Below are 10,324 nucleotides of genomic sequence, written 5' to 3' on the forward strand. Positions count from 1 at the left end.
ACATTAGAACTGTCGTCCCCCTGCGGTACAAACTGGGTGAACCGACAAGCGTTACGAGGGAGTCCAACATCTCGTTCTGAAAGGGAATCCTCCGTTGCTGAGGAAGCCGGAAGGGGCGATGAGGACACCCACCTTCTGAAGGTGGGTTCATAATCGTATCCGCAGGGGGCGGCTTTCCTGTCTTCTCTCGCATGCGCCATAGCAACGGCACCGTAGGGGCGCCATGTGCTTGTCTTCCGCAATTACCGTACTTTGGCGTTGACACGGGCACCGCAAATTGCGACAATGGCTCCCGCGCATGAGCGTCTGGGGATGTAGCTCAGTTGGGAGAGCGCTGCCTTCGCAAGGCAGAGGCCGAGGGTTCGAATCCCTTCATCTCCACCATATAAGGAACGGTCGAGCTCTTCCTGACAAGGAAGAGGCTGGCTGTCAGATATAGGCGGGTGTCCGACTAGGGTACCCGCTTTTTTGTGGCTCTTCCACATTTCTAGTGGGTAGCACAGGCTAGTGACGTCTGGGCCGAGAAGTCCAGCCTCCCGAGCCTGAGGAAGATCATGGTCTCGAAGCAGGACGTGTTCCTGAAGCCCCGCGCCGCCCGCTTGATGGACTGAATTACGGAATTGAGGCCCTCCAGGATCGCGTTGGTCGACCTCGAGCCCCACCAGCTGAGGATGCCGTCCCACCCCTTCCTGAGGGTCCTCGTCACACAGTCTTCATCCTCGGGACGTTCGAGTGCATCATCCAGGAGCAGAGCCTGCGGAGCGCACGCTCCGCCTCGCCCCTGGTGGCACAGGCGTAGACGTCGCGCATGGCCTCGGTCATCGCGCAGGCCCTCGCGGTCCTGAGGTGCGACGTCTTTGGGTCGAGCTCCTCGCGCTTGGCGCGCTACCTCTCCGTCAGGTTCCCCTCGCGCTCGGGCCAGACGCACTTGGTGCCGCTAAGCGCCCTGCGCTTTTCGTCCGACTCTCTGCGCTTTTCGCACCTCACCTGGTCCGTGGCCTTGGCGAAGGGCTGCATGAGGTGGAAGCGCTCCACAATCTGGGCGGCCCGCGGCATCTCGGAGGCGACGCCGAGGGAGTACGCCTTAAGCCATGTCGCGGGTGAGCTCGGCGAGTGCCCCGCGGCCGCCGCCGTGCTCCTCGAGCTGGTCGCAGAGCCTGCCTGCGCCTCCTTGTCCCTGCCCTGCGTGACGGCGACGACCCTTCTGGCCGGCGCGGCCTGCCATCGTGCTGATGCGCGGTTTTGGCCGCGCCTGCGGGGCGTGTTGTCGATCCCCACGCGGGTGACGCCCGAGTAGTCGGCGGCACCCCTGGTCTCGAAGACGGCCCTGTTCAGGATCCCCCAGACGCGCGAGTCGGACTCGCGGACCTGATGCGCTATCGCGCTCGCGCTCATGCCACAGAGGGCCTAGAGCAACACCTGAGCCTCGAAGAGCGCCGTGAAGTGGGAGTTCGGGCGCACCTCCCAGGGCATCCTGCACGTGTGGACGCCGTCCTTGGGGCAGTCCGCCCTGGGGACGGCGCAGTGCACGATCGTCCCGTGCTGCCAGATGCCGGGGTGGCGCCAGGTCCTCTCGCGGGTGTCGTACACGCCGCAGCGGCGCTAGCACGCCGGGCACTCGACGGCCCTCCCGTGGACGTGCTCGACCCGGACGTGGAGTTCGTCGGGGGAGCCGTCGTGCTCCTCGAACCAGACGTCGCAGACCCTCCACTCGTCGCCGAGCCCCATGGGACCTCTCGAAGAGCTGTGCCAGCATGCTCGCGTCCGCGCCCATCCGGACCTCCCCATCGCGTTGCTACCCGTTGTGAGAATCCTACCTTTCGGACGGGACGCGCTCAATGCGGGGAGGGTATGCTACCCACCAGAAGTTTCGAAGAGCCCTTTTTGCAAGCCTCAAGACGCACGTCGAGAGATTTCGCTGCGCTGAGTCTTTGCGCGTGCAGATGGCGCGAGAAGAGGCGGACAAGGTGGGCTCATAGGTTGCCCGGCGTCGACGCGCTGTGAACGCTCCGCAGCAAAGCATCAGCCACTCCGAAGAGGACTTCGGACGGATAGCCTTTTTGTTGTCCAATTCTGGTCGATGGCGCGTAAAATGTCGAGTGTTGGTTTTACATACGACGAGGACAGGGCATGACAGGCTATTCGAGCTATGACAGCTTTCTTTTCTTTATCGTCGCGGGGGTCTTCGTCATTGCAGTCCTCGCGATTGTCGTGTTGGCTGTCGCAAGGGTTCTCGCGATTGCCATATCGGCTGTCGCGAGGGTTCTCGCGAACCCTTTTCATTATCCGTACTTCATCGAACAGTTCGACGTGTCACGAAAGAGGAGCGCCGATATCCAGGACTACGTCGACCGGTTCCTGAGTGACAGGGACAACAGAAAGGCTCTGCGCGCACATCGTCAGCGAATCGAGAATTGGAAGGCCACTCAAGAGAAATATCTTGAGACGTGCCTTCTCCAGAAGCGCCGTCGTCGCCAGTATCTCGAGACACTTGACGACGGTCGCGCCTACCGCTTTCAGGCGGTGCGCAACCAGACCCGCTATCGCCAGCATAATTACGTGAAGACCTCTTACGCGGTCAGCGTCTACGACGACGAGCTAGCCGTCAATTGGGAATGGCTTTCCGAGCGAAACAAGAGGCTTGCGGCCATCGGCTACGAGGCGACGCTGAAGGAGTACCACGCTAAGAACCAGCGCCGCCTGGTGACACAGAAGCTGCGCCAGCAAATCATGGAGCGCGATAACTACACGTGCCAGATTTGTGGCAAGTACATGCCCGACGAGGTGGGTCTGCACATCGACCACATCGTCCCGGTTGCGAAGGGCGGCAAGACGGTGCCGTCGAACCTGCAAGTGCTCTGCTCAAAGTGCAACGGCAGCAAGGGCGCGAAAACCCGTCGACGAGGTCTAATTCAATGACGAGATTAAAGAACACCCCCAATCAATAATAACAACAGCCTTGCCATCGCATACTATCGTTCGAGGGAATAGCGGAAAGCTTCGCCGAGTACTACTTGCGCAACCTCTCCCAGAGCATACGGCAAGGGATGGGCTACAACGCCGAGCACAGGCTCTGCAACGGTCATGCCGTGTTTGGTTACGTGGGCAGCCAGGGCAAGCCTTACGAGGTCGATCCCAAGGCGGGGTCTGCGGTGCAAAGGATGTTCGCCGACTATGCGAGCGACACGTCGATGCAAGAGATTTGCGACGAGCCGAGTGCCGCCGGGTTCCGGACGGTGAGGGGAAACAAGTTCGGCGTGAAGACCCTCAACCGGATGTTGAAGAACCGTTGATACATCGGCGAGTACGCCGAGAGAGAGGTGTTGTTATCCCAGGCGGCATGCCGAGGCTCATCGATGACGCGACTTTCCGCACCTGCCAGGCCAAGCTAGCTGGCAACAAGCGACAGGGCAAGAGCAAAGGAGCAGGCCGCGCACTATTGGCCGTCCAGCAAGCTCTTTTGCAGCAAGTGCGGCGCCCCTGTGACAGGCGTCTCGAGCACGTCGAAGACTGGCCGAACGTATACGTACTACTACTGCGCCAACGCCTGCAAGCACACGCGCAACCTGCCGAAGCTCAGGCAAGCGGCAATCGAAACCCTCGTGAGGAGACTGTTGCACTATCTGCTGACCGGCGACGAGCTCGCGGCGTCGCTCGCTGTGGATGCTGCCGACTACTATGCCACCCACTACAGCGGCACGGCCTATCTCGACGGCCTGCGGGTGCAAGAGAAGGACGTCGAGACGAAGCTCGCCAACGTCGTGAAGGCGGTGATGGCGGGCGCTGCGGGCGAGACAATCACGTCGGCGCTTAACGAGCCGGAAACACGCAAGGCGGGACCTGCCGCCGCCATCGCCGCCAAGGAAGCACGGCACGCGCTCGCCGATGACGCTCACAGCGTGCAGACGTACTTCGCGCGGTACTGGCGGGTGCGCACGTCCGACGAGGCGCTGCGGGGGCTACGCCCTCGGCTGCCTCGTTGACAGGGTATTCGTAGACGAGGACGGGCTGACGATTACGGCTTGGTATACTGACCGCTGAGATAAGCTCGACGAGTTCAGCTGGGAGATACTTTTGGGATTGGCGGACCACAACCCTTTTGCAGTTAGGGAAGCGGTCGCAGGGTTCGAATCCCTTCATCTCCACCAGAGACAGATTCTATCTCGGGGTGCTCGCTTTTTTGTTCGACGCCGGGTCTCTTGCGCGCTCTGCCGACTCCGGAAGGCGCGTTTGCGCAGCAGCTCCGTCGCGAATCGGGCTTCCGGTGCCAATCCGGTGCCGAGGCAAGAGTTGCCGGACAGTGCCGCCCCTTGCCCCCGGATGACAACCGATTGGCTACGAGATAGACTAGCAGCGCATAATTCGAGTCTGATGGGAGCATGGCAGGGATGGAGGATCTCATCGCCAAGCTGGACGCATCCTCCTACGACGTCTGCGGGCTTTGCCCGCGCCGCTGCGGAGCCGCACGTTCCAAGGGCCGCGCTGGCAGCTGTGGAGCCACCTCCACCCCGCGCGTCGCCAGGGCTGCGCTTCACTTCTGGGAGGAGCCGCCCATCTCGGGCGAGGTCGGCTCGGGAGCCATCTTCTTTACGGGTTGTCCCCTCCGCTGCTGCTTCTGCCAGAACCACCTCATCTCACAGGAGGGCTTCGGCCTTGCCGTCTCCACCTCGCGCATCGCCGAGATGATGCTCGAGCTTCAGGCCCAAGGTGCTCTCAACATCAATCTTGTGACCCCTCTGCACTTTGCGCCAACCGTCCGCAAGGCAGTGCTCCTCGCTCGCGAGAATGGCCTTGCCTTGCCTATCGTCTGCAACACCTCCGGCTATGAGCTGCCCGAGGTCGTGCGCGCGATGTCCGACGTCATCGACATCTGGCTCACCGACTTCAAATACGCAAGCCCCACCTTGGCAAGCAGACTCTCTGCCGCACCAAACTACCCGAGCGTTGCGGCAGCAGCCCTGCAGGAGATGGTCGCCTCCGTGAGCGCCGCAGGCGGCCGCGAGCTGGGCGAAGACGGTGCGATGAGGCGCGGGGTCATCGTCCGCCACCTGGTGCTGCCTGGCCACGTGGACGACTCCTGCGCGGTTCTCGACTGCGTCTGGGAGGCCTGTGGCAATGCGGCTGACCTCTCGGTCATGAACCAGTACACGCCCAATGACATCTGCCGCAAGGCGGGCGGCGACCTTGCGCGCGGCGTGACGGACGAGGAGTACGAGATAGTCCTCTGCCACGCGGACGACCTCGGCTTCGAGAACATCTGGTGGCAGGAGGGCGACACCGTCTCCGAAAGCTTCGTGCCCGAGTTCGACGCCACCGGCGTCGAGGGGCCAGAGCTACAAATCGCGCAGGCATTCGCCTCCGTAGCGCCCGATGGCCGCAAAGGGGTATAGACTCTCAGACAACTGTACGCAATCGCGTGCCCGCCGCGCGTCCACCATGGAGGTCCCATGCCAGAGAACACGCCACTCTCCGACGAGGAGAGGTCAGAGCTGGAGAGGCTCCGCGCCGAGAAGGCCGCCCGCGAAAGGGCCCAGGAGGCCGCCCGTGAGCGCGCAGAGTTCGAGCGCCTGAAGGCCGAGAAGGCCACCAGCGAGAAGGACGCTGCCGAGCAGCAGAGAATCGCCGTGGCGCGCGAAAAGGGCCGTCAGCTCATGGAGCCCGACGACGATGACCTCCGCATGCCCAAGGGCCAGAAGATCGTTATCGCCATCGTGGTCGTAGTGGCGGCGGTGTGGCTTCTCGCCATGGCGCTCGGCTAGGCGCGCAACCACATGGAAGTCCGGCGCAGGGCAGCCCCCATGCCCGCGCCAGCAGACGGGAGGAAGTAGCAGCAATGTCGCTCACGGACCGCACCAAGCCAACAGATGTCTCGCTCAACACCGACCTCTATGAGCTCACAATGGCTCAGGGATTCTGGGAGTCGGGCCTTGTCGACACCCAGGCAACCTTCAACGCTTTCTTCCGCGAGAACCCCTTTGGCGGTGGCTATGCGGTTGCCTGCGGTATGGGGCAGATTACGGATTTGGTCGAGAACTTCGTCTTCGACGACGAGGACATCGCCTACCTGGCCAGCATCCCGGCACCGGGTGGTGGCCCCATGTTCAAGCCGGGTTTTCTCGACTACCTTCGCGACCATCGCCTTGATCTTACGATCCATGCCGTCCCCGAGGGGGACGTGGTCTTTCCGCGCGAGCCCATGGTGCGCGTTCAGGGCCCTCTCGTCGACTGCCAGCTCATCGAGACGGCCCTGCTCAACCTTGTGAACTTCCAGACCCTCGTGGCAACGAAGGCCTCGCGCGTGGTTCGCGCGGCCGAGGGGCATCCGGTGTCTGACTTTGGCCTGAGGCGTGCCCAGGGTCCCGACGGCGGCCTTGCCGTTGCTCGCGCCTCCTACATTGCCGGCGCAAGTTCCACATCGAACCTGCTTGCGGGCAAGGTCTACGGCATCCCTGTCTTTGGCACCCACGCCCACTCCTGGGTCATGGCATTCCCCACGGAGCTCGACGCCTTCCGTGCGTTTGCCAAGTCGAGTCCCAAGAACTGCGTGCTGCTCCTCGACACCTACGACGTCCACCAGGGTATCAAAAACGCAATCATAGTTGCCAAGGAGATGGAGGCCGCGGGCGAGCGCTTGGCCGCAATCCGCATCGACTCGGGCGATCTTGCCAAGCTCACCAAGGAGACGCGCGAGGCCTTTGACGACGCCGGCCTGCCCTACGTGAAGATCTCGGCCTCGAACGACCTGGACGAGTACACCATCCAGTCGCTCTACGCGCAGGGTGCGCCCATCGACTCATTTGGCGTGGGCACCAAGCTCGCTACCTGCGACCCGCAGCCCTCGCTCGGCGGCGTCTACAAGCTCTCGGCCGTTCGCGATTCGGCAGACGCCCCGTGGAACCCTGTCATCAAGCTCTCCGAGCAGGCCTACAAGCGCACGGTCCCGGGTGTCCAGCGCGTCCTGCGCTTCTTGGACGACGACCACTGCCCGGTGGGCGACATGATTCTGGATGACTTCTACGTGCGTGGGGATGCCACGGCAACCGCGAGGATGGAAGACATCCTCGATCCCTTCTCGTCCTACGAGCTTTCCGGCACGCCGCGCGAGCTTCTCGCCTGCTATGTCGAGCATGGTGAGCGTGCGGGCGAGCCGGTGGACATCGAGGAGTCGCGCTCCCGCTGTCACAACGCGCTCATGCACCTTGATCCGGCAGTGGCCCGCTTCCTCAACCCGCAGATCTACCCCGTAGGCCTGGAGCCGGGTCTTGCAGCGCTTCGTCGCGACCTCGCGGAGAAGGAGCGTAGCGAGTCATCGCGCGTCAAGCGCTAGCATCTGCGCTTCGGCGGCGCACGGCGCCTCTGTTACACTGCTCGCACACGTAGGCGTGCCAGGGGGCGCGCAGGTATCCAGGAAGGACGAGGCACATGCCCGAGAAGATTGAGGAGCTCGTCAGGAAAGCCGTCGCAGATGCGCAGGAGGCGGGAGACCTTCCTGCCTTCGAGGTGGGGGACCTTGGCCTTGAGCGCCCCGCCGACGCCGAGAACGGTGACTGGACCACCACGCTTGCCCTGCGCTCCGCACGTCTCGCACACATGGCGCCCCGCGCGATTGCCCAGGCCATTGTGGGCCACATGGCAAGTGACCCCGGCGTCCCCAAGGTCGAGGTCGCAGGTCCCGGCTTTGTGAACTTCTACCTCTCGGCGGCCGCCAACAACGAGATTTTCCGCACGGTGCGCGAGCAGGGTCATGACTTTGGCCGCTCGAACATTGGCGTTGGCGAGAAGGTCCAGGTCGAGTTCGTGTCGGCAAACCCCGTGGGCCCGCTCCACATTGGCCACGGTCGCTGGGCGGCACTGGGCGACTCGCTCTGCCGCGTGATGGAGCACGCCGGCTACGACGTTGAGCGCGAGTACTACATCAATGACCATGGCAGCCAGATGGACGTCTTTGGCAACTCTGTCGCCGAGCGCTATCTGCAGCTGGCGCAGGTGATGGGGGAGCGTGGCTGCTCGCTCGACGAGGCCGTGAAGGTGCTGCTCGATGACCGCAAGGCCTTCGTGGCAGACGAGGAGGACGCTTGTCCCGAGCTGCACCCCTTCGCTGACTCTTTCAACAGGAACCTGGGTGGCAATGCCTATGGCGGAGACTACATCGTCGACGTTGCCCGTCACTTCATGGAAGTCGACGGCACGTGCTGGGTGGACGCAGATCCCCAGGAGCGCATGCTCGAGTTCCGCGAGCGCGGCTATCGGCTCATGCTCGAGACGATCAAGAACACGCTCGACGAGTCCCGCTGCCACTTTGATGTGTGGTACTCCGAGCGCTCCCTCTACGCGAAGGGCGAGGATGGCACCTCGGCCGTCGGCCGTGCCCTCGCGCGTCTGGATGAGATGGGCTACCTCTACCGCGACGAGGACGGTGCGCTGTGGTTCCGCTCAACCGCCCTTGGTGACGACAAGGACCGCGTGCTCATCAAGACCAACGGCGAGTACACCTACTTTGCCTCTGACGTGGCATATCACTGGAACAAGTTCCAGCGTGTCGACCACGTGATTGACATTTGGGGTGCCGACCACCACGGCTACATCAAGCGCGTCGACTCCGCCTGCGAGGCCCTGGGCTATCCCGGCAAGCTCGAGGTGCTGCTCGGCCAGCTCGTGAACCTGCTGCGCGACGGCGTACCGGTGCGCATGTCCAAACGCAAGGGCACCATGATTCCCTTCAAGGAGCTCATGGACGAGGTCGGTGTGGATGCAACGCGCTACACCCTCATCTCCAAGTCGAGCAACCAGATGATCGATTTTGATATCGAGAAAGTCAAGAAGCAGGACAACACCAACCCCGTCTATTATGTGCAGTATGCGCATGCGCGCATATGCTCGATCCTGCGCAAGGGCGCGGGCGTGACGGCCGAGGAGGCTGAGGGGCTCGGCATGGACGAGGTCGCCCGTCGTGCGGTGGGCGAGAACTACGATCTTGCCCTGCTTACCGATTCCACCGAGACCACGCTTGCCCGCAAGCTTTCCGAGTTCCCGGCGCTGGTGGAAGGCTGCGCACGCGACCGCGCCCCCTTCCGCCTCACGCACTATGCCGAGGAGCTGGCCGGGGACTTCCACTCCTTCTATACGGTGTGCCAGGTGCTTCCCAGCAAAGGGCGCCCGGTGGACGAAGCACTCTCGAAGGCCCGGCTCGCCGCCGTGGACGCCACGCGCAGGGTGCTTGCCCTCGCGCTTGAGCTCTGCGGGGTTCACGCGCCACAGAGCATGTGACGTTAGCCTGTCCCCTTTGGTGCATTCACCCGAACAATCTCTACGTATAAGCAGTTGTTCCAGCAAGAAGTTCCATTTAATATATAATCGCTCTTTAAGGGGGCACGGGTTGGCATCAGGCGGGTTGCGTCTGGCGCTGCAATGTCGTCCCATGACGTTGGGATGCGGCTAGAGACAGAGGTGGGGGCTCGTGGACCTGCGCGAGTACATGTCGGTACGCAGAGCGTACAACCTCGTGCGCCAGTCACAGCCTGCGCGCGATAGACTCACGTTCGAGGAGTTTGCGGTTCTCTGTCGCCTTCAGGTGGCGGGTGAGCCGATGAAGACCTCGACTATTGCCGAGTACCAAGGGGCGTTGCGTCCCACCATGACGCATCGCGCGAACAACCTTGCCGAACTTGGGCTGATCTCACGAGATGAGGGTGGCAAGGACCGCCGTAACGTGGTCTGCGCCATCACGCCAGAGGGGATCCGCTATGTCGAGATGCTCTCCGAGCTCACCTGCAACGAGATTCAGCCTGGCCAGCCGCTTTCCCGTACCTTGCCCGAACGCATCGTCAAGTACGTCGATGCCATGGGTTCCACCTTTGCCAAGGCAGGAGATCTTGTGCTTCTCGCCATGTATGCCGAGGATGCTCAGCCCGTCACCGTTACGAGGCTTGTCGATGCGCTGGGGCTTTTGCAGCCCACGGTATCGATGTCAGTCTCATCGCTTGTGGCGGAGGGGCTGATTGAGCGCGGGCCTTCCCGCGCGTCTGGCCTTGTCCTCACGCCAAGCGGAACTGGGCGTGCGGCCAAGCTTGCCGCTCGTATCGCGGAGATTGTCGTAAGGCGTCGTCCCAGGGGTCAGAAGCTGGATGACCAGGCGGAGGGGTAGTAGCGCCGTCTGATTAGCTTTGGGCGCCGTCATCACCGATGTGGACATGAATGGCCGCCCGCCCCCAGCGGCTCAGGGGAAGGCTAATCCGGATCTCTAGTGCATACTACTAGCCCCCGGTTGATTTTCAAACTTAGCCGAACGCCCGGGGTTGAGTCGGCAATTCTCGAGGTCAGGGGA

11 protein-coding genes, 1 tRNA gene, 1 other RNA gene and 1 pseudogene are annotated in these 10,324 nt (G+C 62.7%); 10 read left to right on the plus strand and 4 right to left on the minus strand.

The features are described from left to right. Positions 1-14 precede the first annotated feature (14 nt). A non-coding RNA gene (gene ssrS / locus ACO59D_RS07670) (6S RNA) lies at positions 15-172 on the plus strand. Between the two features lie 136 nt (positions 173-308). After that, positions 309-384 (plus strand) — tRNA-Ala (locus tag ACO59D_RS07675). A 103-nt stretch (positions 385-487) separates the two neighbouring features. Here ACO59D_RS07675 and ACO59D_RS07680 read toward each other — a convergent pair. The 4 genes and pseudogenes from ACO59D_RS07680 to ACO59D_RS07695 all read right to left on the minus strand — a co-directional run bounded on the left by ACO59D_RS07680 (position 488) and on the right by ACO59D_RS07695 (position 1,728). Continuing rightward, a complete protein-coding gene (locus ACO59D_RS07680) occupies positions 488-706 on the minus strand; it encodes a transposase (RefSeq protein WP_485126485.1) in 219 nt (72 codons plus the stop codon). Beyond that, a pseudogene (locus ACO59D_RS07685) lies at positions 703-1,395 on the minus strand (ISL3 family transposase). The gene ACO59D_RS07680 and the pseudogene ACO59D_RS07685 overlap by 4 nt, the downstream one beginning before the upstream one ends. A gap of 12 nt (positions 1,396-1,407) precedes the next feature. After that, a complete protein-coding gene (locus ACO59D_RS07690) occupies positions 1,408-1,590 on the minus strand; it encodes a hypothetical protein (protein WP_485126486.1) in 183 nt (60 codons plus the stop codon). Between the two features lie 12 nt (positions 1,591-1,602). Next, on the minus strand, positions 1,603-1,728 hold the full coding sequence (locus ACO59D_RS07695) for a hypothetical protein (protein ID WP_485126487.1): 126 nt from the start codon (positions 1,726-1,728) through the stop codon (positions 1,603-1,605). Positions 1,729-2,130: 402 nt separating this feature from the next. Between ACO59D_RS07695 and ACO59D_RS07700 the strand changes: the two genes are divergently transcribed. The 8 genes from ACO59D_RS07700 (at position 2,131) to ACO59D_RS07735 (ending at position 10,144) form a co-directional block, all read left to right on the plus strand. Beyond that, entirely contained in the window at positions 2,131-2,919 is a 789-nt protein-coding gene (locus tag ACO59D_RS07700) for an HNH endonuclease (RefSeq protein ID WP_485126488.1), read from the plus strand. 128 nt (positions 2,920-3,047) lie between these two features. After that, on the plus strand, positions 3,048-3,293 hold the full coding sequence (locus ACO59D_RS07705) for a recombinase family protein (protein WP_485126489.1): 246 nt from the start codon (positions 3,048-3,050) through the stop codon (positions 3,291-3,293). 99 nt (positions 3,294-3,392) lie between these two features. Next, positions 3,393-3,983, plus strand: coding sequence for a recombinase zinc ribbon domain-containing protein (locus tag ACO59D_RS07710; protein WP_485126495.1), 591 nt, complete (start codon positions 3,393-3,395; stop codon positions 3,981-3,983). A gap of 405 nt (positions 3,984-4,388) precedes the next feature. Further along, positions 4,389-5,390 (plus strand): radical SAM protein, encoded by a 1,002-nt coding sequence (locus tag ACO59D_RS07715; RefSeq protein ID WP_485126490.1) that lies wholly within the window; start codon positions 4,389-4,391, stop codon positions 5,388-5,390. 57 nt (positions 5,391-5,447) lie between these two features. Beyond that, on the plus strand, positions 5,448-5,759 hold the full coding sequence (locus tag ACO59D_RS07720; protein WP_130811919.1) for a hypothetical protein: 312 nt from the start codon (positions 5,448-5,450) through the stop codon (positions 5,757-5,759). A 74-nt stretch (positions 5,760-5,833) separates the two neighbouring features. Further along, complete coding sequence (locus ACO59D_RS07725) at positions 5,834-7,327, plus strand: nicotinate phosphoribosyltransferase (protein ID WP_485126491.1); 1,494 nt, start codon at positions 5,834-5,836, stop codon at positions 7,325-7,327. A 95-nt stretch (positions 7,328-7,422) separates the two neighbouring features. Then, on the plus strand, positions 7,423-9,267 hold the full coding sequence (argS, locus tag ACO59D_RS07730; protein WP_485126492.1) for an arginine--tRNA ligase: 1,845 nt from the start codon (positions 7,423-7,425) through the stop codon (positions 9,265-9,267). A 208-nt stretch (positions 9,268-9,475) separates the two neighbouring features. Then, complete coding sequence (locus ACO59D_RS07735) at positions 9,476-10,144, plus strand: MarR family transcriptional regulator (protein ID WP_485126493.1); 669 nt, start codon at positions 9,476-9,478, stop codon at positions 10,142-10,144. The last annotated feature ends 180 nt before the right edge of the window (positions 10,145-10,324 follow it).

Source organism: Tractidigestivibacter sp. (assembly GCF_057241865.1).

What these genes read in the sequence shown, in the direction of transcription:
- ACO59D_RS07735 (WP_485126493.1), top strand. Translation starts at nt 9,476, where the DNA reads ATGTCGGTACGCAGAGCGTACAACCTCGTGCGCCAGTCACAGCCTGCG.
- ACO59D_RS07720 (WP_130811919.1), top strand. Translation starts at nt 5,448, where the DNA reads ATGCCAGAGAACACGCCACTCTCCGACGAGGAGAGGTCAGAGCTGGAG.
- argS (WP_485126492.1), top strand. Translation starts at nt 7,423, where the DNA reads ATGCCCGAGAAGATTGAGGAGCTCGTCAGGAAAGCCGTCGCAGATGCG.
- ACO59D_RS07695 (WP_485126487.1), bottom strand. Translation starts at nt 1,728, where the DNA reads ATGGGGCTCGGCGACGAGTGGAGGGTCTGCGACGTCTGGTTCGAGGAG.
- ACO59D_RS07705 (WP_485126489.1), top strand. Translation starts at nt 3,048, where the DNA reads ATGGGCTACAACGCCGAGCACAGGCTCTGCAACGGTCATGCCGTGTTT.
- ACO59D_RS07700 (WP_485126488.1), top strand. Translation starts at nt 2,131, where the DNA reads ATGACAGGCTATTCGAGCTATGACAGCTTTCTTTTCTTTATCGTCGCG.
- ACO59D_RS07725 (WP_485126491.1), top strand. Translation starts at nt 5,834, where the DNA reads ATGTCGCTCACGGACCGCACCAAGCCAACAGATGTCTCGCTCAACACC.
- ACO59D_RS07715 (WP_485126490.1), top strand. Translation starts at nt 4,389, where the DNA reads ATGGAGGATCTCATCGCCAAGCTGGACGCATCCTCCTACGACGTCTGC.